Consider the following 21,330-nt stretch of genomic DNA (forward strand, 5'->3'; position numbering starts at 1 on the left):
CCCTCTGAACTGGGCAGACAAAATGCCCACCCCACAAGAAAATCCTGATGTTTTTTGATTGGGAAGTCTCTGAATTCAAGGCTTTGAGTTGCTTGCTGAGAGGGAATTTTTGCGTCTGGTCACAAGCAGCCAACAATCAACAATCCAAAAGTTTTATACCATTAACTAGTGACCAATGACTAATACTTCGACTTTGCTCAGTACAAGTGACCAATGACTACCCCAGAAGTTGAACTCAAGCCTTGTTTCCTTACACCGAAACGACTAAAACCACAGTATCCGCTGTTTGTGTATTTACCAGGAATGGATGGAACAGGTCAATTATTGCGATCGCAAACCGCTGGATTAGAAGTTGGCTTTGATGTCCGCTGTTTTGCAATCCCTCGAAAAGACCTTAACAGTTGGGATGTGCTAACGAACAGTGTATTAGACTTAATCCACGCCGAATTAGAAAAGAGTTCCCACAGGAGGCCAGTTTACTTGTGTGGTGAATCCTTTGGCGGTTGCTTGGCGATGAAAGTTGCAATCAAGGCACCGCAGCTATTTAAACGAATTATTTTAATTAACCCAGCTTCAGCCTTTCACCTTCGTCCTTTGTTGAATTGGGCATCGCAAATTACTTACTTAGTCCCATCAGGATTATATGATGTCGGCGCACTGGGGTTACTGCCATTTTTAGCATCTTTGCCACGTATTTCTCGCAGCGATCGCCATGAATTATTAAGAACTATGCGTTCTGTACCGCCAGAAACCGTTCATTGGCGATTGTCTTTACTGCGGGAGTTTGAGATTGATAAAGAGAAATTGGGCCGCTTAAAGCAACCAGTTTTGTTGATTGCTGGTGGTAGCGATCGCCTTTTACCTTCTGTAACTGAAGCCAAGCGTTTAGGGAATATCATACCAAATACCGAGATTGTGGTGCTGCCTCACTGCGGACATGCTTGCTTGTTAGAGCAAGATATTAATCTCTATGAAATTCTCAAGACTAACGACTTTTTAGAAAGTCAAGCTGATACTGTTACACAGCAAGAAGTGAGAGGATAGGGTGAGGGGCGATCGCATTTCTACAAATGCAAAACGCCCATAAACTTTAGTATGTTAGTTACACAGAGTTATCTAACTTAAAAGTTTGTATTAGCAAGGCGATCGCTCTTTTGCCTAAATAGGCAGGTTTACGATCGCGCTATTCAGTTTCTTTAAGCCACTTTTCATAACCGCAAACAAGCAAACGCTGTTTCACCTTGTCAATAGCTTCAGCCTTTGGCACATCAGTTGTTACTACACGATACACATCATTGAGAACAAGGTTATAATGCCTTCCTGTGCAGTGAGATACGATTTCTGCTAAGTTTCGATCTGACATTTCATCATAAAGTAATGCCAACAATGGTAAATAGTCTTGTGTTTCTATTCCATTGGGAAAAGCACACTGAATCAGTTTATAAGTACTTAAAAGATAAGGTGCAATAGTAATTTGCATGGTTAGTTTCCTGTTAAAAGGCAAGGCTGATGGATATACACATTGAACTTTACACCCTGAGAAAGTGCTGCTCTAACCGCTTTAGCATCTGCTGTCATCGTCACAATGCCTAACCGATCCCCTGTTCCTAAAATGATGATATCATTAGCGCCCAAACTTCTAGTCGGCTGTAAGTTTAGCAAACACAGTGCCTGTGTCTAGATTGACCATTTAAACGCCATACTCAACGGGATTATTTTATGGGAATGAGGTAACTTTCGGTAAAAGCATCGCAGGAATTTTTAATCCATAACTTGTACTTGTCGAGGGATGTCAAGCCGATGGCAATTCGCTACAAAATAACATAGAGAGGCTTTAGAGAATGGTGTCTAGCAATGACAGATCGATCCCAAGAAATAGAAGCAAAAAAATTAGTTAATTCACCTACAGAAACAAACAAAGTAAAAATTCAACCTCAATCATCAGTTGAAAATCAACCGTCTATATTAGAGTCTTTTGCTAAAACTGTTGCTGAGACTGGTAAAGCAGTTTTAGACACAGCAATAGGTCTAGGACAAGCAGCCACTAAACAAACACACAAATTAATTGAACAAACAACTCAAACCAGCGGTACAGTTGTAAATCGCCTGAGCGATAATTGGCTGATTAGAAAACTATCTGGAGTATTAAATCTCAATTGGCTATTTGGTGCCACTGATAATGTTGATTTAGAAAAAGCAGAAGTGGCAGTTAAAAAGCTCAAGGAAAAGTATCCCAACGAATCACCCAGCCAAATTGCTCACCGCATCATGATGGACAAAGCAGCAAGAGCCGGTGGGATTGGTTTGGCAACGAGTATTTTACCAGGATTTGCACTGACATTTTTGGCAATTGATTTAGCAGCCACAACAAAATTGCAGTCAGAAATGGTTTATGAAATTGCATCTGACTATGGGCTAGATTTAAAAGATCCTGGCCGCAGAGGTGAAGTTTTAGCAATTTTTGGTTTGGCTTTGGGTGGAGGCCGTTTGTTGAAAGCTGCGGGATTAGGCTTGTTAAGAAATGTGCCCTTTGCGGGTGCAGCGATCGCCGCTAGTTCAAATGCAACAATGATCTATTCATTGGGGTATGCTGCTTGTCGATTTTATGAAGCCAAACTAGATGAATCAACTTCCCTCAATTCGCCAGAGACATTGGCAACATTAAAACAACAGAGTGAAGAGTATCTGCAAAGTGCGATCGCTCAACAAGCCGTCATGGATCAAATTTTAGTTCACATGATCCTCGCCAGCCATCCCGAAAAAACTTGGCAAGAAATTTTGCCAGAATTGCAAGTTGCAAATTTAAGCCCTACGTCCCTAAAAGCCATTGCCGAAAATATCAAATCACCCAAGCCTTTAGATACACTCCTCAATCAGCTAAGCCGTGATTTTGCCATACCGTTGTTAGCTCAGTGTCGCAAAATTACCCAGCTTGATAACCAGACTACACAACTTGAACAGGAAATAATAGACGCGATCGCCAACAAATTCGATCTGGGCATGGGGAATGGGGCATAGGGCATTGGGCATTGGGCATAGCGAATGAGTCTTTGATACTCGCCGACGAGTGTTTAATACTCGTGAATGAGTGTTTAATACTCGTGAATGAGTGTTTAATACTCGTGAATGAGTCTTTGATACTCGTGAATGAGTCTTTAATACTCGCCGACGAGTGTTTAATACTCGTGAATGAGTCTTTGAACTCTACTTTATACACCCCAATGCCCAATGCCCAATGCCCCATACCCAATGCCCAATGCCCCATGCCCCATGCCCAATGCCCAATGCCCAATGCCCCATGCCCAATGCCCCATCCCCAGTCCCCAAATTTTGAGCAATACTGGTACAAGAACGAATATTTTAGATAAAATCCCGCAATGAAAATTCAACCTAGTGATACGCCTTTGCTAGAGTGGACAGGCGATAGTCTGGCAATTGGATTATTTGAAGATGGAGTAGAGTTAACCGGAGATCTGGCAAATTTAGATCAAAAGTTTTCCGGAGTCTTGAAAGAACTGATTGCTGAAGAGGAATTTAAAGGGAAAGCCAATAGCACCATTTTTACCCGTGTGAGTGGTAATAGCCCAGTGCGTAAATTGATTGTGGTGGGTTTAGGAAAACCAGAAGCACTCAAACTAGATACACTGCGACGCGCTGCGGCTGGGGTAGCTAGGGTAGCCAAAAAGCAAAAAAGCAAAATTCTCGGTTTGAGTTTTCCACTATGGAATAACGATCCTGACGCAAGTGCCCAAGCCATCGCAGAAGGCGTAGAATTAGCACTCTACCAAGATGTTCGCTTTAAATCAGAACCCGAAGATAAAGGGCCACAAATAGAAACCGTAGAATTACTAGGTTTTGGTGGACAAGAAGCAGCCATCAACCGCGCTCATCAAATAGTTTCCGGGGTAATTTTGGCACGGCAGTTAGTAGCAGCCCCAGCCAATGCAGTAACACCGATTACCTTAGCAGAAACAGCCCAGGCGATCGCCAACGAACACGGTTTACAACTGCAAATTCTCGAACGAGAAGACTGTGAAAAGTTGGGTATGGGTGCTTTTTTGGGAGTAGCCCAAGCATCTGATTTGCCACCAAAATTTATTCACCTCACTTACAAACCAGAAGGTACACCTAAAAAGAAACTAGCCATTATTGGCAAAGGTTTAACCTTCGACTCCGGTGGACTTAACATAAAAGGTGCTGGCAGTGGTATTGAAACCATGAAAATTGATATGGGTGGTGCAGCTGCAACCTTAGGTGCAGCAAAAGCGATCGCTCAACTCAAGCCAGATTCCGAAGTACACTTTATCTCAGCGGCGACCGAAAACATGATTAGTGGTCACGCCATGCATCCAGGTGATATCCTCACAGCATCAAACGGCAAAACAATCGAAGTGAACAACACCGACGCAGAAGGACGTTTGACCCTAGCAGATGCCCTAGTGTATACCGACAAATTAGGATTAGATGCGATCGTAGATTTAGCCACCCTCACAGGTGCCAACGTCATCGCCCTGGGCGACGATATTGCTGGCTTATATACTCCCGATGATGCAGTAGCTTCCCAATTGGAAAAAGCCGCCCAAACATCAGGAGAAAAGATTTGGCGGATGCCAATGGAAGAAAAATATTTTGAAGGGCTAAAATCTGGCATTGCCGACATGAAAAACACCGGCCCCCGTCCAGGTGGTGCAATTACCGCCGCCCTTTTCCTCAAAGAATTCGTTAAAGAAACCCCTTGGGCACACTTAGACATAGCCGGCCCAGTGTGGACAGATAAAGAAAACGGCTACAACAGCTCCGGGGCAACTGGTTACGGTGTTCGGACGCTGGTTAACTGGGTATTGAACGCTGGGGAGTAGGGACTGGGGACTGGTGACTGGGGAGATGAGGGAGTGTGGGGGGAAAGATTCTTCCCTATCCTCCCACACCTCCCACCCCTCCCACACTTCCTGCTTGCCCAATTCCCAATCCCCAATGCCCAATTTCGTGCTATCTTGGGTGGGCTAGCCACAAAAAATGTTGCAATATTAACAAAAGTATTTGGCTATCTCGAAAGTTAAGCTTTTTGGGCAAAGCCATCTGGTAAAATTTGTAAGGTTTCTAGAAGCTCTAAGCAATGGGATCGACTCGTGTACGGATCGCAATTGACGCAATGGGAGGGGATCACGCACCCGGTGAAATTGTTGCTGGCGCATTGCGAGCAAGGGAAGAATTGGGTGTAGATATATTGTTGGTCGGCGATCCCCAACAAATTGAAGCTGCCTTACCTCCAAAAACAAATTTAGGGCAGATGGAGATCGTGACCGCACAGGAAGCGATCGCGATGGATGAAGAGCCTTTAAACGCAGTTAGACGCAAACGCAACGCTTCTATCAATGTGGCGATGGATTTGGTCAAGCAGCAACAGGCAGATGCGGTATTTTCAGCAGGTCACTCTGGCGCAGCTATGGCATCAGCTTTGCTCCGCTTAGGACGATTACCAGGAGTTGACCGCCCGGCCATTGGGACTGTTTTCCCGACCATTGTCGCTGGGAAGCCAGTGTTAGTGCTTGATGTCGGCGCAAATGTAGACTGCCGTCCGAAGTTTTTAGAGCAGTTTGCTGTCATGGGGTCGGCTTACAGTCGGTATGTCTTAGGTACAAATGAACCTAAGGTGGGTTTGTTGAATATCGGTGAAGAAGACTCCAAGGGCAATGATGCAGCTGTCCGCGCCCACCAACTACTACGGGAAAATTCCCAAATTAATTTTATTGGCAATGCCGAAGGGCGTGATGTGCTTTCCGGGCGTTTTGATGTGATTGTCTGTGATGGCTTTGTTGGCAATGTCTTGTTAAAATTTGCCGAAGCTGTCGGAGAAGTAATTTTGCAAATCTTAAGGGAAGAATTACCCCAAGGATTACACGGTCAAATCGGCTCAGCACTGTTAAAACCAAACCTCAAGCGCATCAAGCAGCGCATGGATCACGCAGAACACGGCGGCGCTTTACTCTTAGGCGTGGCAGGAGTTTGCTTGATCGGTCACGGTAGCTCACAGGCACCATCAATTTTTAATGCAATTCGCATGGCAAAAGAAGCAGTTGACAACCAGGTACTGCAAAGAATCCAGTCCCAATACACCCTAGAGCGGGAGAGCGGTTAGTCATTAGTTATTAGTCATTAGTCACTTGTACTGAGCGGAGTCGAAGTATTAGTCATGAGTCATTAGTTAAAAGCAACAAATGGCAAATGACAAAAGGCAAAGTCAAATTAGACAAATAACAAAGGACGAATGACGAAGGACAAATAACCAAGGACAAGTGACAAAAAGCTGATAGCTTGGGAGATTAGGTGTGCATAACTTAGGTATAGCAATTACAGGAAGTGGCTCAGCAGTACCAGCAACTTCCCTACACAACCAGAGATTGACTGAACTGGTTGAAACATCCGACGAATGGATTACCACAAGAACTGGAATTTGTCAACGGCGAATAGCGCTACCATCGGAGTCATTGAGTGTACTCGCTACAGCGGCCAGCAATCAGGCGATCGCAGCTGCGGGAATTAAACCAGAAGACCTAGATCTGATTTTGCTGGCGACTTCTACCCCTGACGATTTGTTTGGTAGTGCTTGTCAAGTACAGGCTAAATTGGGAGCAACCAAAGCAGTAGCCTTTGACTTGACGGCAGCCTGCTCAGGCTTTGTATTTGGACTGATTACAGCAGCTCAATACATCAGAACCGGTGTCTATCAAAATGTACTGTTGATAGGAGCAGATATCCTCTCTCGTTGGGTAGATTGGCAAGACCGACGCACTTGTGTACTATTCGGTGATGGTGCAGGGGCAGTGGTATTGCAGGCATCCAAAAGCGATCGCTTACTAGGTTTTGCCCTCAAAAGTGATGGTACTCAAAACCATTACCTCAACCTTAGCTATACAGGCTCATCCGAAGAACTACTTCCTGGTATAAATGTCACTAAAGGCGCTTACCAACCCATTAGTATGAACGGCAAAGAAGTCTACCGCTTCGCCGTCCAAAAAGTGCCAGAAATCATTGATAAAGCCTTGTTTCAAGCTAACCTCACTGTTGACCACATAGATTGGCTAATCCTACATCAAGCCAATCAGCGGATTATTGATGCCGTTGCCCAACGCCTCAATATCCCAGAACAAAAAGTTATTAGTAATCTCGCCCACTATGGCAATACCTCCGCTGCTTCCATCCCTCTAGCTTTAGATGAAGCAGTGCGCCAAGGCAAAATTAAACCCAATCACATCGTTGCTACATCCGGCTTTGGTGCCGGTCTTACATGGGGTGCAGCAATTTTTGAATGGGGAAGATAGGGATTGGAGACTGGTGACTGGGGACTAGGGAGATGGGGGAGTGTGGGGAGTGTGGGGAGTGTGGGGGGAAAGAGAATTAATACTTCCCCATCCTCCCACACCTCCCACACCTCCCACACCTCCCACACCTCCCCATACCCAATGCCCAATGCCCAATGCCCAATGCCCAATGCCCAATGCCCAATATCCACTGACCACTGACTATTGACCAATGACTAAAACTGCATGGGTGTTTCCCGGACAAGGTTCCCAAGCGCTGGGAATGGGAATGGATTTATTAGATATACCTGCCGCTAAAGACAAATTTGACCAGGCTGAGGCAATTTTAGGCTGGTCTGTGACGGAAATTTGTCAAACACAAGAAGAAAAATTATCACAGACGCTATATACTCAGCCGAGCCTTTACGTAGTAGAAAGCATTCTTGCTGACCTTCTTCGAGAGCGAGGGCATCAACCAGATTTAGTTGCTGGACACAGTTTGGGAGAATATGTTGCCCTTTATGTCGCTGGTGTCTTTGAGTGGTCGGCTGGTTTATATCTAGTGAAGCGTCGTGCAGAACTCATGGATAGTGCCTCTGGTGGTATGATGGCAGCCCTGGTGAACTTTGACCGCGAACAGTTGGAAAAAGTCATTGGCGAAACGCCTGATGTAGTCGTGGCAAATGACAACAGTCCGGCTCAAGTGGTAATTTCAGGTACTACCGAGGCTGTACAAACAGTCATGTCTCAAGTAAAAGCCAAACGTGCTATTCCTTTAAAAGTTTCTGGGGCATTTCATTCACATTTAGTTGCGGCGGCGGCGGCTGAATTTCAAGACATTTTGCAATCTGTGGAATTTCAGCCAGCTGTTGTTCCAGTTTTATCGAATATAGAACCAATTCCGTCTATTGATGCCGAAATTTTGAAGCAGCGCCTCAATCAACAAATGACGGGTTCGGTACGCTGGCGAGAAATTTCTCTGCAATTACCAGCCAACGGCATCGAGCAAGTAATAGAAATTGGCCCTGGCAAAGTTCTAACTGGCTTAATTAAACGTATTAGCCCTGACTTAATCCTAAAAAACATCAATACTGCTGCTGATTTGCCAGTTTGATTTTTTGAAAGGATCTTTTAAAAAGAAGAATTCAGAATTGGTGAATTCAGGAATCAGAATCAATGCGATCGCTGACTCCTGAATAGTTTATTTTTAAAATTAAAAACAAAACCTGATACTGATTCTGCCAACCAATGATTACTTCAACAAACGTCACCCGAAAACTATTCAATATTCAAGAATATCACCGCTTGATTGAATTAAGTTTCCTTACAGAAAACGACAGAATTGAATTAATTCGTGGAGAATTAATGCAAATGGCTGCCAAAGGAACACCACACAGTAGCTGTACTTCTTCTCTAGTCAATGAATTAGTAGTTTTACTCTACAATAAGGCTATAGTTAGAGGGCAAGAACCAATTTCATTACCTCCAAATAGCGAACCTGAGCCTGATGTAGTCATTGCGCGTTATCGTGCAGATCGTTATTCGTCAAAGCATCCTTCTGTTGAAGATATTATATTAGTAGCTGAAGTATCTGATAGTCCCCTTAAATACGATACACAAGAAAAATTAACCCTTTACGCTGAATCAAAAATTGCTAATTATTGGATATTTAATTTAATAGCGAATTGTTTAGAAGTTTACACCCAGCCGTTTCAAGATTTGCAAGGTAATTTTAATTATGCAACTAAGCAAATATATTTACCAAATGCAATTGTAAATATTCCTGAATTTCCAGATTTATTGCTCAATTTATTAGCGGTGTTTCCTCTAGTTAGTTAGTACTACACAAAGTTATATCTGCAACCATACTTGCTCAATAAATCTGCTTTTTGGTAGTAGGTATTCAGATAGCCTTGCAAGTAAGATGGTATAAAGTATGAGGTTTTCTGATGCTGACTCTTTATCACTCGCCAATTTCTCCTAACTCGCGCCGTGTCTGGATTACTCTGCTAGAAAAAGGACTTGAGTTTGAATTGGTAGAGATCGAGCTGGATGGGGAGCAGTTGAAACCAGAGTTTTTGGCAATTAATCCTTTTCATCATATTCCAGCTTTGGTAGATGACGGCTTCAAGATAATAGAATCTTTGGCAATTCTCGACTATTTAGAGGCAAAATACCCTACGCCTGCGATGCTGCCTAAAGATGCAAAGGATTTGGCGATCGCACGTATGGTACAACTGGTGACTGTGAATGAGCTTTTGCCTGCAACTACCATCTTTCTACCTCAGTTTCTAGGCTTGCCTGGAGGAGATCCAGAAAAAATTGAGAAGGCAAAGCAAAAAATTGCTACAGTGCTGAAGTTTTTTGAAAGTTTACTTGACGATCGCCCTTACTTTGGCAGTGAAAACTTAACTCTAGCTGAAGCTGTGGCTGGAACTGTAGTACCTTTGATGCCAATTGTAGGCATATCTTTAAGTGAATATCCAAAATTAAACGCTTGGTGCGATCGCTTGATTGCACGTCCCACATGGCAAGCTACTGAGGCTACTGCGGAGGACATAGCGGCGTTCAGACCGATCGTAGTGGCAAGAATGTCACAACAGAATTCAGGCTAAAAGCCATCAGCTTTAAGAGTAAGCTTCTGACAAAGATTGCAAACTTTCAAAAGCCTGCCTGTACGCGCCGCGCCATAGGCAAGCTTTGTTTGCATGGGTGCTTGATAATAATTTTTCTTACAGCTTGACTTGAGACAAATGACTGCGGGGATTGTAGGTACGTATAGCCCGGATTTTTTCATAATACTCCCGCTCCTGTTGGCTGAGGTCTTTTGGTGGGGCGATCGCCACCTTCACCAACTGATCGCCGCGTCCACCCTTGGCGAGAGGCCAACCTTTGCCACGCAACCGCAGTGATTGGCCGGAACGCACACCTGCTGGTAGCTTGACATTAACCATACCATCAGGTGTAGGTACATCAATAGATGCTCCCAGGGTTGCTTCATCTGGGGTAATTGCCACTTCGCAAACCAAATTATCGCCTTCCATTTGGAAGAACGAGTGCGGCTGAAGTTCGACTTTTAAGTATAAATCTCCCCGTTGTTGAGTCATGGGGTTAATTTGACCTTTACCCCGCACGCGTAGGCGAGTACCAGTTTTAGCCCCAGGTGGGATGCGAACATCAATTGTTTCATTGCCTAAACTAAAGCGCTTTTGCACGCCATAAAATGCTTCACCAAAAGTTAACGCGATCGCAGCTTCACTATCTTGGGCAGTACCAGCGCCTGCATCTTGAAACCCATAATCGCTAAAGCCACCAAAACCACTAGGAGCACCTGTGGAAGTGCGGTAAGAATACGTTTGTCGCCCACCGCGAGGGCTAGCACCACCAAAGCGTCCTAGCAACTCATTAATAAACTCATCAAAATTGCCGTATTGACTGAAGTCAAAACCGCCCATATCAACACCAGCGCCACCAGACGGGAAACCTTGACCAGCTTGTTTCCAATATTGACCGAATTGGTCGTATTTTTTGCGTTTATCTGGGTCTGAGACGACTTCGTAGGCTTCGTTAATTTCTTTAAAGCGTGCCTCAGCCTGTTTGTTGCCTGGATTCACATCAGGATGATATTTGCGGGCTAGTTTCCGAAAGGCTTGTTTAATTTCCTCTTGACTGGCAGTCTTACTAACTCCCAAAATTGCGTAATAGTCTTTGAAGTCGGTTGCAGCCATTCTACCAGCCTCCTATATAAATTTACGTTATGTTTTTTTAAGATAAGAGATATTTACTTTGCCAGGTATAATGCCAAGCAAAAAGAATCTGACTTTAAATTAACAAAGAATATACAAAATCAAGTGTGGTTCTTGCTGACCGGGCGATCGCAATTTCCGTACTTTGAAGAAATGGGGGATTGGGGACTGGGGACTGGGGATTGGGGACTGGGGACTGGGGACTGGGGACTGGGGAGATGGGGAGAACTTACAACAAGTCTTTCCCCTTGTCGCCTTGTCCTCTTCCTATGCCCAATGCCCAATGCCCCATGCCCCATGCCCTAAATTCAAAGAAAACGAATCAGGTTGTCTAATCCTTCTTCTAGACTTGGCGGAGCATCCCGGAGTTGACGGTGCATTCGCAAGATAATTTCTTCTGGAACTTGGCGCGATCGCTTTTTATTGCGTGCCAAACACAGCCAAACTGGCATGTTTACCCAAATTCCCGTAATCTGGGTAAACCCAAAGTCACGGGCTAAACTAATCACCTCACGGCGATTGCCTCGTTGGGCGTTGGTGGCGTCGAAAATTGCCGTCCTACCAGTGGAAATAGCTTGTTGAAATTGCCGTTCCACTTCCCGCCAAATTAATAGCCACGATCCCTGAATAGTTTCCGAACCAAATAGTTGCCCCCGGATGGCATCGGTAGAAATCAGCAGCATCTGGGGGCATTGTGCCACTAATTGTTTTGCCAGAGTTGACTTACCACTACCTGGAAGACCAATCAGCAACAAAAGTGAGGAATGAGTAGTGAGGAGCGAGGAGTTGAGAGTTAGAAGTGAGGAGTGTTCAGAATTTTTATTTATAACTCCTAACTCACAGTCCATAACTCTTAACTCCTAACTCCTAACTATTAACTATTAAATGATGGTTCCATCAGGAATTACAGCATTTTTTAGTACAACTACGATGCCACTGCGGATGTAGAAACCTTGATTTTCCCGATTGGCTTCTTGGACGTTATCTTTGTTGATAATTTTTACATCATGGCCTATGCGGGCATTTTTATCGATGATGGCACCCCTAATGATTGTGTCAGTACCGATGCCTACGGGAATGTCACCTTTGACTAAGCTACATTGGCGTTCCACAGAAGCCTGGTAAAAGTCTGCACCCATAAGCAAAGATTCTTCGATGACGCAGCCAGATTCAATACGCGATCGCACTCCCAAAACTGAATGTTGAATGCGGCAATTTTTCAAAATGCAACCTTCGCCAATAATTGATTCTGTGATTTGGCAATCTAATAGTTTGCTTGGAGGTAAATATCGGGCGCGGGTATAAATTGGTGCTTGTTCGTCGTAGAAACTAAAAGGTGGCTGCGGTTGGCGAGTCAGGGTTAAGTTTGCGTGATAAAATGCCTCGATTGTTCCAATATCTTCCCAGTAATCATCAAATAGATAAGCTTGAACGTTGTAATCCTTAGAGGCATCAGGAATAATTTCTTTGCCGAAATCAGTCCTTTCTGTACCCTCTCTTAACAACTTGAACAAAACGTCTTTTTTGAAGACATAAATCCCCATCGAGGCGATGTAAGGCTGTTGTTGGGCTTGTTCTTTTGTTAATCCCAGTACGCTTGTATCAACTTGCATTTGGGTTAACGCTTCGCCTTTCGGTTTTTCGCTAAAATCGATGACTCTACCAGAATCGTCAATTTTCATCAAACCAAAATCTGAGGCGCGGCGCTCATCAATGGGGATGACTGAGAGAGTAATATCAGCCCCTGTTTCTCTATGGCGCTGGATAAACTGACGATAATCCATGCGGTAAAGGTGATCGCCTGAGAGAATTAGATATTCATCTACATCCCATTCTTCCATTAACCACAGGTACTGACGCACCGCATCGGCTGTACCTTGGAACCAGTTCGGGTTTTCTGGTGTTTGTTGTGCAGCTAGCACTTCGACAAACCCTTCATTGAACCCAGTAAAATTGTAGGTACGGGCAATGTGACGATTCAGGGAAGCTGAGTTAAATTGTGTCAGAACATAAATTTTGAATATTTCGGAATTTATACAGTTACTGACAGGGATATCGATTAAGCGGTATTTCCCCGCCACTGGTACTGCTGGTTTGGCGCGGAGTTTGGTTAGCGGATAAAGCCGAGTCCCCGCGCCACCACCAAGGATGATTGATAAAACTTTTTTCACAAAATTTCTCCCAGCTGCCTTTCAACTCTCATCTTCAGTTTAGGACTGTATGTGGCAGCTGGTAAGGGGGAATCAAAGAATCTCAGGGATGAATTTTATAAAATGCTGCTGGTGTTTAATGATATTATTGACTACTTTTTATTAAAATATAAGTATTAATTAATACTAAATAAACTATTTTTTAGCTACTCTAATATCATAAATAGTTAATTTTTAGGTTTCCTAGCAAATCATTAATAAGTATTTTTTTAGACATAGTGTTATTATCAGAGTTAGAAGTTATTAGATAACTAAGTGGTTATTGATGCTTGTTAGCGTGGTTCCTAAATTTCTCCTGGTGAAGCTTCTGTTTTTTCTGTTCTCAGTTGGGAGTATGCTTGTTGGATAGCTGTGGCGATCGCACTCTCTGGTATTAGATTAGCGATTTCCTGTCCTTGTTGTAGAAGAAACTGTTTAAAAAATGGGTCGTTTTTAGCTTCATTGAGAATCACCTGCTGAATTAGTTCAGATTGTTGACTGGTAGAAATAGCAACGCTTTGACTTTGAAATTGCTCTAACAAGCTTTGAGCTAAAGTTGTCGCTTCAGCTAAATTGCTACCATTAGCTACAAAACTGCGAATCTTACTAGCAGCTTCGTCATAATTAATTTCACCAGAGCCTGCAAGGTTTGTAATTGTGCTACCAACAATAAAAAAACTATTACCAAAAGGCCTTTTATTTAAAGCTTGTGCTTGATTTTCTGCAATACCGAGAAGCCTATTAATTTGCTGTTCTTTGACAGCCATCAAAGTTTTAAGATCTTCATAAATTAGATTGACTTTTTGTTCAACTTCTCGCCGAGGAATCCCTTCTCTATATGCTACTTTCACAACCCAAAGGTCGCCGCGTTGTTCGACTCCTTTCAGTTCTAATCCTAAACCTTCATCATCTAATTGTAATTTACGGAAAGCAAAGCTTAGAGCTTGCCAGTTAATACCTTCTTTAAAAACTAATTCCACTACTTCTTCTACTTTTTGAAACAGAGCTTCAAACTCTCCTTTCTCAAAGTTGCGCCCAACAGGATATTTATCTGTAGACTCTCCTTTATCATCTAATTTGCGGTAGATATATTCACATTCAACCCCAGCAAAACAAGTCTGGGAATTAATACTCCAATCTTCAATACAAATTCCTGTCAATTTAGCACGAGTAAAATTCGCTCCTGTAACTTGAGCGCGTACCAAAATACTTCGACGCAAATCAGCACCTTGTAAATCTGCGCCATTTAAATTAGTTTCTATTAGAATAATATCTCTCATATCTACATCTCGTAAATATGCACCTTGCAAATTGATTCTGCTAAAATTTTTATGTTCGCAAACTTCTTTAGTGAGAAGCTTTTGCACTTTGTAATTGATTAAATCTAAATATCTATTATCGAGTCTGGCTCTATCCAAACCAGTAACTCCCTTAAAACAAGTCCGGTAAAATTTACGCGCTCTTAAGTCACTATTTGCTAACTGAGAACCAGTAAAATCAACATGACTTAAATCTAAATTATAAAACGATGTTCCGCCCCAAGAAGCAACTGCGATCGCCCAATCTCGCAAAAAGTCTAAATGCCCGCGATGTTTATTATGAAAATTTGTTGCGATTAGGCTAACAATTATCGTACCAAAGCCTAAAGCTATACCACCACTTATAGAAATACTTCTAATTAAAAAACTATCTTCTTCTGGTTTATTTTCTAACCAGTGAAAGTGATATGCTGCCACAGCAATAATTATTGCTGAGAATAGTATAGCGAGAATTCCCCACACTCGAAGTAAATATTTATTTTGAGAAGACAAAGTTGAACTTAAAGCAAAAGCCAAGCTACCTGCTAACAGACTAATCGTTGCAAACAACATTCCAAATGTAGTGGCAGCTAAATTTTGAATACTGCGATCGATAACTGGTGGAATACCTTGTTTTATAGTTGTAAATAAATTGAAATTTACTAACAATGCTGTTATAAACAAAGCTATCAGAAAACTTATAAAAGCTATTTTTAAACCTTCAGCAATACCTCTGCGTATAGTAGTAATTATCCAAAGGGTCACTACCACAATCATCCAAAGTAGTTCTATCCAACCATCAGCTTGTATACTTATGTTAAAAAATACATTCGCACCAAAAAATCCAGATACAATACCTGATGTTAAATAAAGAACATTTATAAATAAAAGCAGCAAAGCTTTTACTATTAGTGGTTGACCAGCAATCATACCACGTAATTCCGATTGCAAAGATTCTTGAGAGAAACGCCAACCTTGGATATTTTGTCCGGGTTGGATAGGGCGGGATAAGTGATGAGACTGCATTCCAATTCCACCAAGTAATTTTCGGATTTTACAAAACGTTTATGAGCATTAATATAACTCCGTCTCGGAGCAAAATATTATATAATTGGTTTCTGCCTACTAGACTTCTTAGGGAAAGACTCAATGTAAGTTCTATACCAATTAATAGGCAGCAAGAACAATTACTTGAGTCTATTGACCCCGGAGATTTAGTAGAAATTATCAACTCGCGTTTTGATGTTAACCCAACATCGCGGATTAATGCAGTTTTTGGAAATCCAGATTTTTTACCATTTTCTTTTTTAGAACTAGGAGTAAGGCGAGGCGCTGCGGTATGCCGAATAGTTCGGAATTTCTCTGAACCATTTAGGCAAGAAATAGTCAATGTAGTTAGTGAGTTTGAACAGGAACTTAAAAATAATAATCAAGATATTCTAACTAGGCAAGAAATAGAAGAAATCTTTTCAATGTCAGAAAAAGAACAAGGTTTTGCCGACGATTTTTTTCCTAATCTTGCTGAAGCATCTCCTTCAAATGTGCTTCAAGATCCAGAACGTTTTAGTAAACTGTTACCAATTCCGATTGGGACAGGGTTTTTAGTTGGAAATAGTTATTTACTTACCAATCATCATGTACTTCCAGAGCGGAAAATATGTCATGAGATTATAGCCGAATTTGGATACGATCAAGATGGTCTTGGAAGAAAAATTCCGCCGATAGCATATAAACTTGATACCAATCCAGAAACGGGTTTTTTTGAAACTAATGAAAATTTAGATTACACCTTGGTTAAGTTGCAAGATAAACCTGTAGATCCAGACTTCTCTATTTTAGGCCGAGCAGGCGATCGCTTCGGCTGGATTACCTTAGACGAAAACCCAACAAGGATTGCACCGCCTGTAGATGAGACAAAAATCCAAAATCTTCAATCCGACGGTTTTGAGATCAGAATTCCCCAAGGGAAATCTATGGAAGGAGAACCTGTAAATATTATTCAGCATCCAAAAGGAAAGCGTAAACAAGTTATTCTTTCCAGTAATCGAGTTACTGAAATTTATAAGCAATTTATTCAGTATCAAGCTGATGCTGATTTTAGTTCATCGGGTAGTCCAGTTTTTAATCAGCAATGGCAATTAGTAGCCTTACATCATGCAGCAGTAGCAGAAAATGACACTAATACAATGTTTGAAATAACAGCAGAAGAAGGTGTGAGAACTTGTGAAATTGTCAAGGATTTAAAAGCAAAAATGGAACAATATAATGCAGAGGCAGATTTAGGGCCAGAACAAAAATCAAATCCTCAATCGCAAAAAATTCAGACTTTTATCACAAACTTTGTTGATACAGTAGAAAAAAAAGCTGAAAGCAATCCTACATATCAAGCAGCAGCTTCTTAAATAAGAATTCAAAACTCAAGAGTCAGAATTCAAAATGATTATATGAGTTGAATCTCGCGTAAAATTGGGAACTTGCTGTTTGGACTAATATTAAATCAGTTCGCAATTCAACATCCCAAATTATTAATTTCTTGTTCATAACTGGCGATTTTTTGTCGCAATTTTTCCTGTTCATTTTTGGCACTTCTACGTATTTTTGGGTCACTTGTCAGTCTTTCTTGTTGTTCATATTCTTCTAGTAATTCTAATGATTCACTAAGATGATTCCGAAGGGTTTGACACCGCTGCTGGTTAGTTAATTGGTTAAGCGATGGAGATGGCAAACTAGAGGAATTAACGGTTATGCTGCGAATTTGGTTAGGAGCTTCATTATAGTTAATCGAGCCACTAGCAGCAAAGTTTCCAATAGAATTACCAGACATGTTAAAAGATTTATTAATTACTGGTTGGTCTGATTGGGGTGTAGAAACTGGAGCCTGACTGCCTGTAGGATAGCTAACTAAAGTAATAGAACGTCCCCAACCCATGCGAATAGGTTCTTGTACAGAACCTCTAAGTTCATCGCTGATAAAATCAAATAAGCGATCGCTGCTAATTCTTCTACTCTTACCTGCATTCTCAGGCGCTAGTCCCTTGATAACTGCACCTGTGAAAATGCTATATTCTTCACTCTTAATTACTCCCGCACGTTCAAAGCCACGACAAGCTGTAATTAAGTAATAATCTCTTTGGGAACTGAAAGCGGTAAGAGTTTGTTCTATCAACTGTCTTTCCAAAAAATAGCCAGCATGACAACAATCGAGTAGCACTACCAAACTACTTAATTGCGAATCTCGAATTAATTGATTGAGACTGTCAAGGGAAATACTAGATTTTTGTTCTACAATTTGGTTTTCCGCAACTTCAATCTGAGAATCAGAAGTTGCCAAATATCCCTTTTTTTGTCCCAAGCGATCGCAAGTTATAAAACCGTGTCCGCTAAAATAAATCAACGCTTCATTATTAGCAGCTTTCTCTAGTAAAAAAGTTTTCAAATCTTCGCCAAGTTGAGCGCCAGTAACTTTTTGCGCTCCTATTTCAAAGCCGTTTTTAAGTAGAACAGCGTAAAAAAACCAAAATATGTAACTAAAAGTAAAGTTGCCCAAAAAACTCTTGCCTTCTGCCTTCTGCCTTCTGCCTCCTGCCTTGTCATAACGACAATTTTCAACACCGACCTACTTATCCTTATTCCAACGCTGGGGTAGTCTTTGCACAGACTGGAAATCACCATATTGCTCTAGAATTTGCGCTATAGCCTCGGCATCATTTGTAGCTTTCGACAAACGCGGTAATGATGGGCTGAGATAATCGGCGATGCCAATAACAAGGGCGTATCGTGCCATTTAACACACCTTGGGTTAGTAAATACAGGATAATCTTGACAGACACAATTGATGGCTGTGTTACTAGAAACAACACGATATGTTATTTTTTCGCAAACAGCCTGGAATATTTCAGACACGATACAAAAATTTAATTGAGGTAGCCCATGTCAGAAGTACAGCAACTATTTTTCCAAGCAGACGGTGAAATTAAGCAGATTCAAATTAACGTCACAGCCACCGAAATAACTCAGGAAATTGAGGAGGAGGATGATGGCATAGAATACAAGGATATCCGAACAGATGCGATCGCTCGAATGCAACAAGCTCGCCAAATGATTCGCTCTTATACTATCTATGCTCTTAGTGCTTTTAGAGACTTTAATACTGCTGAGATTGAAGAGGTAAGACTTAAATTTGGCATTAAGCTGGGTGGCAAAGCAGGCATACCTTACATTACCGAAGGTTCAGCTGAAAGTAATCTGGAAATCGAGGTGAAGTGTAAGTTTCCAGAAAAACAAAAACCTGATTCACAGTAACAGTAAAAAATTATCCGCGGGGTGTAGGGTTAGGCAATGCCTATTGAACACCCAACTTGCCAATACCTATTCTCCTATTAACCAAATGTAATTGCTGCGATCGCTTCAAATACTTCACCCAAGGTTGCTCTGATAATTGAGAGATGGCATTGGGTGACAGTGTTGCCGTAAAAATATCTTTACCGCTGGTAACACCGCTAACGCCGAAATTTTCTAAAACAGCAGTTGCATTAGAGTCTAAAATTGGTTCGGTATGGATAAAAACCCCCAAACTCGGTTTTTCTGAATCTTGAACATCATTCAACGCTGTAGCAAGGGCGGCATCTAGCTTTTGATAATTCATAAACAATTCCTTGTTAAAAAGGGTAGGCAATTTTTACCTACCTTAACTTATCAAATTTATAGTTTTTTATTGCCTACCCTTGTACAGAAATAATATCCACCTTTCTCAATCTAATTACAGATTTAAAGCATTAATCACTCCATAACCCCATTTCTCATCGAATGTACCTGCGGGTTTTCCGGGAATTGCACTATTTTTACGTAGCAAATCTTTCAAAGTAGCGGGATCGAGTTGGGGATCGCGTTGTAAGAGTAATGCAACTAAGCCAGTGACGAAAGGTGTAGCCATACTCGTCCCAGCCATTGCCACAAACTTAGAATTAATCATTGAAGAACGGGCAGAATTAGCATCAGCAGAAAGTGTAGAAACAATCATTGCTCCCGGTGCTGCTATATCGGGCTTTTGGGCATCATTGCGTAAAGGGCCTTCACTACTGAATTCGGAAATCGTATCCAAATCTAAGCCCATTTCCCGCACTTGGTTATCAATATCTGTGTACTTAGCTTTGGTAGTATAAGCTGCAACTGTAACAGCACTACTAGCGGCTCCTGGGGAACCAATTTTTACTGCATCCTTGATACTTTTACCTGTAAAAAATACTGATGACATATCATCTAACGTCCACACATCTACACGTGTGTCAGTTGCAGAAGTATTGCGTAGGCGTAGTTGCCAAATACCTCCCATGACTTGGGAAGGGCCGATACCACGTATTTGGACAAAGAAGTTGCGATCGCCGTTAGCTTGGTCTGGGCCTGGTGTCACAATTTCCACCCGTGCATCAGGTAACTGATATTCCTGCGTAGGATTACCGTCAGTAATGATTTTTTGGAACGGAGTAACAAAATCGTTGGGACTCCGCACCGAAACTTCCAACTCACTGTCTTTGGAATACCAACCATTTAGCCAAACTATGCCTACTTGATTCAAAGGAACATTAAAGCGCATACCACGGGTGCGATCGCTGGGTATGGTTGCTTGGCCGTGAATATTGATGCTTCCTTCGTTACCCGCAGCACAGCAAACAATTCTGCCAGGGCCAGTTTCGGCGTCAATTACCTTTGATAGAGAATCGCTACCATCATGGGCATCGGCGTGTCCACCCAAGCTGAGATTAACAACGGCTGGGCGTCCCAATTGTCTGGCGACTCGAAAAATGTAGCGAATGCCATCGGCAATGTGGGCATCTTGTAAATCTGACCTGACCACAACTAATTCCGCCTCTGGCGCTACGCCGCTATAGGTAGCATCTGCACCAGCAGCGATTCCGGCAACGTGGGTGCCATGTCCCTCGGTATCCTGAGAAATTGTCAGCTGCGCCCCTGAAAATTCAGCCCCGTAGCCTCCTTCTGCTACTCCTGGGCCTGGGAGTGTTTGATCCCAAATGTGTAAAATTCTGCCGGCAAAAGCTGGGTGTTTCGGGTCAATGCCACTATCTATAATGCCGACAATTACGCCTTTGCCAGTCAGCCCAGTTTGGTTTTTAAACTCCGGCAGTTTAACTTTTCCGGGTGCAACGTCCATCCGTAGCTGAAGTTTGCGTGATGGTTTGATACGTTGGATTGTATCTTCTTCAGATAAGACATCTAAAGCATTTATTGGTAAGAAAGCTGTGCGGACGCTGCCAGAATTTTGATTGACTTCAATATTATATTGCGATAAATAACTCAAGTCTGCATCAGAGTCGCAGTAGAGAAAAACGACGCTTTTAGTTGGCTTGACAGTGGTCTTATGGGCAATAATACCGAGCGATCGCTTATGTGTAACTAAGGCTTGTTCTCCTTCGTTTTGATAATCCTGAAAGGCCAAAAGTAATCCGGGAGAAAGTTTGTCGTGTCTCATTTTTGCCTCAAATTCAATTTATTGGGGTTAGGAACCATAACAATTCATATTTTGAATCCTAACTTCCTTTTCTACTACTAGGACTGAATACACCTTGACATAATTCATAATCTATAAAAATAATCCAGTACTTGCTTAATTCATTACGGATAAAGTTAATTCAATAAATATTAACAATTATTAATTAAGTAAAATTAATAATTTTGCTAGGATTTTTTTTCAAATTCTGATAGTATTATTCGGCTACAAAATAGATTCTGAATAAAAAATAAAAAATGGGAAAGAGTCTTCCCATGCCCAATACTTCTC

Annotated in this window: 22 protein-coding genes; 10 read left to right on the forward strand and 12 right to left on the reverse strand. The window is 42.0% G+C overall.

Features of this window, described 5'->3' with window-relative positions:
* Positions 1–213: 213 nt before the first annotated feature.
* Positions 214–1,044, forward strand: coding sequence for an alpha/beta fold hydrolase (locus H6H03_RS08955; protein WP_190954791.1), 831 nt, complete (start codon positions 214–216; stop codon positions 1,042–1,044).
* Positions 1,045–1,183: 139 nt separating this feature from the next.
* Here H6H03_RS08955 and H6H03_RS08960 read toward each other — a convergent pair whose 3' ends face one another.
* Positions 1,184–1,480: a DUF3349 domain-containing protein gene (locus H6H03_RS08960; protein ID WP_190954792.1), complete on the reverse strand. Its 297-nt coding sequence runs from the start codon at positions 1,478–1,480 to the stop codon at positions 1,184–1,186.
* Positions 1,481–1,482: 2 nt separating this feature from the next.
* Positions 1,483–1,662, reverse strand: a complete 180-nt coding sequence (locus H6H03_RS41205; protein ID WP_313931815.1) for a DUF1308 domain-containing protein — start codon at positions 1,660–1,662, stop codon at positions 1,483–1,485.
* A 192-nt stretch (positions 1,663–1,854) separates the two neighbouring features.
* Between H6H03_RS41205 and H6H03_RS08970 the strand changes: the two genes are divergently transcribed.
* The 4 genes from H6H03_RS08970 (at position 1,855) to H6H03_RS08985 (ending at position 7,322) form a co-directional block, all read left to right on the forward strand.
* Positions 1,855–3,018 carry a hypothetical protein gene (locus tag H6H03_RS08970; RefSeq protein WP_190954793.1) on the forward strand — a complete coding sequence of 388 codons (1,164 nt, stop codon included), beginning with the start codon at positions 1,855–1,857 and terminating at the stop codon, positions 3,016–3,018.
* Positions 3,019–3,377: 359 nt separating this feature from the next.
* On the forward strand, positions 3,378–4,859 hold the full coding sequence (locus H6H03_RS08975; RefSeq protein WP_190954794.1) for a leucyl aminopeptidase: 1,482 nt from the start codon (positions 3,378–3,380) through the stop codon (positions 4,857–4,859).
* Between the two features lie 257 nt (positions 4,860–5,116).
* Complete coding sequence (gene plsX, locus H6H03_RS08980; protein WP_190954795.1) at positions 5,117–6,139, forward strand: phosphate acyltransferase PlsX; 1,023 nt, start codon at positions 5,117–5,119, stop codon at positions 6,137–6,139.
* A gap of 190 nt (positions 6,140–6,329) precedes the next feature.
* Entirely contained in the window at positions 6,330–7,322 is a 993-nt protein-coding gene (locus H6H03_RS08985) for a beta-ketoacyl-ACP synthase III (protein ID WP_190954796.1), read from the forward strand.
* 24 nt (positions 7,323–7,346) lie between these two features.
* Here H6H03_RS08985 and H6H03_RS08990 read toward each other — a convergent pair whose 3' ends face one another.
* Positions 7,347–7,520, reverse strand: coding sequence for a hypothetical protein (locus H6H03_RS08990; RefSeq protein ID WP_190954797.1), 174 nt, complete (start codon positions 7,518–7,520; stop codon positions 7,347–7,349).
* A gap of 13 nt (positions 7,521–7,533) precedes the next feature.
* On the opposite strand from H6H03_RS08990, the gene fabD reads away from it, so the two are divergent.
* The 3 genes from fabD (at position 7,534) to H6H03_RS09005 (ending at position 9,916) form a co-directional block, all read left to right on the forward strand.
* Positions 7,534–8,415: an ACP S-malonyltransferase gene (gene fabD / locus H6H03_RS08995; protein ID WP_190954798.1), complete on the forward strand. Its 882-nt coding sequence runs from the start codon at positions 7,534–7,536 to the stop codon at positions 8,413–8,415.
* Positions 8,416–8,549: 134 nt separating this feature from the next.
* Complete coding sequence (locus tag H6H03_RS09000) at positions 8,550–9,140, forward strand: Uma2 family endonuclease (protein ID WP_190954799.1); 591 nt, start codon at positions 8,550–8,552, stop codon at positions 9,138–9,140.
* Between the two features lie 110 nt (positions 9,141–9,250).
* On the forward strand, positions 9,251–9,916 hold the full coding sequence (locus tag H6H03_RS09005; RefSeq protein ID WP_190954800.1) for a glutathione S-transferase family protein: 666 nt from the start codon (positions 9,251–9,253) through the stop codon (positions 9,914–9,916).
* A 117-nt stretch (positions 9,917–10,033) separates the two neighbouring features.
* Here H6H03_RS09005 and H6H03_RS09010 read toward each other — a convergent pair whose 3' ends face one another.
* The 5 genes from H6H03_RS09010 to H6H03_RS09030 all read right to left on the reverse strand — a co-directional run bounded on the left by H6H03_RS09010 (position 10,034) and on the right by H6H03_RS09030 (position 15,560).
* On the reverse strand, positions 10,034–11,029 hold the full coding sequence (locus H6H03_RS09010; RefSeq protein ID WP_190954801.1) for a DnaJ C-terminal domain-containing protein: 996 nt from the start codon (positions 11,027–11,029) through the stop codon (positions 10,034–10,036).
* A 119-nt stretch (positions 11,030–11,148) separates the two neighbouring features.
* Positions 11,149–11,346, reverse strand: a complete 198-nt coding sequence (locus tag H6H03_RS09015; protein WP_190954987.1) for a hypothetical protein — start codon at positions 11,344–11,346, stop codon at positions 11,149–11,151.
* A gap of 9 nt (positions 11,347–11,355) precedes the next feature.
* A complete protein-coding gene (locus tag H6H03_RS09020) occupies positions 11,356–11,895 on the reverse strand; it encodes an AAA family ATPase (protein WP_190954802.1) in 540 nt (179 codons plus the stop codon).
* 33 nt (positions 11,896–11,928) lie between these two features.
* Positions 11,929–13,218 (reverse strand): glucose-1-phosphate adenylyltransferase, encoded by a 1,290-nt coding sequence (locus H6H03_RS09025; protein WP_190954803.1) that lies wholly within the window; start codon positions 13,216–13,218, stop codon positions 11,929–11,931.
* A gap of 323 nt (positions 13,219–13,541) precedes the next feature.
* Entirely contained in the window at positions 13,542–15,560 is a 2,019-nt protein-coding gene (locus H6H03_RS09030; RefSeq protein ID WP_190954804.1) for a pentapeptide repeat-containing protein, read from the reverse strand.
* Between the two features lie 41 nt (positions 15,561–15,601).
* Here H6H03_RS09030 and H6H03_RS09035 point away from each other — a divergent pair, with 41 nt between their 5' ends.
* Entirely contained in the window at positions 15,602–16,936 is a 1,335-nt protein-coding gene (locus H6H03_RS09035; RefSeq protein ID WP_190954805.1) for a trypsin-like serine peptidase, read from the forward strand.
* 107 nt (positions 16,937–17,043) lie between these two features.
* Here the strand turns inward: H6H03_RS09035 and H6H03_RS09040 are convergent, their stop codons facing one another.
* Both H6H03_RS09040 and H6H03_RS09045 read right to left on the reverse strand, forming a co-directional pair.
* On the reverse strand, positions 17,044–18,081 hold the full coding sequence (locus H6H03_RS09040) for a caspase family protein (RefSeq protein WP_190954806.1): 1,038 nt from the start codon (positions 18,079–18,081) through the stop codon (positions 17,044–17,046).
* Between the two features lie 69 nt (positions 18,082–18,150).
* Positions 18,151–18,318: a caspase family protein gene (locus tag H6H03_RS09045; protein WP_190954807.1), complete on the reverse strand. Its 168-nt coding sequence runs from the start codon at positions 18,316–18,318 to the stop codon at positions 18,151–18,153.
* 146 nt (positions 18,319–18,464) lie between these two features.
* On the opposite strand from H6H03_RS09045, the gene H6H03_RS09050 reads away from it, so the two are divergent.
* The gene (locus H6H03_RS09050) at positions 18,465–18,836 is read left to right on the forward strand and encodes a CU044_2847 family protein (RefSeq protein ID WP_190954808.1); all 372 of its coding nucleotides are present in this window, start codon (positions 18,465–18,467) and stop codon (positions 18,834–18,836) included.
* A 40-nt stretch (positions 18,837–18,876) separates the two neighbouring features.
* Here H6H03_RS09050 and H6H03_RS09055 read toward each other — a convergent pair whose 3' ends face one another.
* Together H6H03_RS09055 and H6H03_RS09060 are read right to left on the reverse strand one after the other, a co-directional pair.
* Entirely contained in the window at positions 18,877–19,179 is a 303-nt protein-coding gene (locus H6H03_RS09055) for a hypothetical protein (RefSeq protein ID WP_190954809.1), read from the reverse strand.
* Positions 19,180–19,293: 114 nt separating this feature from the next.
* Positions 19,294–21,021 carry a S8 family peptidase gene (locus H6H03_RS09060; RefSeq protein ID WP_190954810.1) on the reverse strand — a complete coding sequence of 576 codons (1,728 nt, stop codon included), beginning with the start codon at positions 21,019–21,021 and terminating at the stop codon, positions 19,294–19,296.
* Positions 21,022–21,330: the final 309 nt, after the last annotated feature.

Origin of the sequence: Nostoc paludosum FACHB-159 (assembly GCF_014698835.1) — a bacterium.
GTDB classification, from domain to species: Bacteria; Cyanobacteriota; Cyanobacteriia; order Cyanobacteriales; family Nostocaceae; genus Nostoc; species Nostoc paludosum.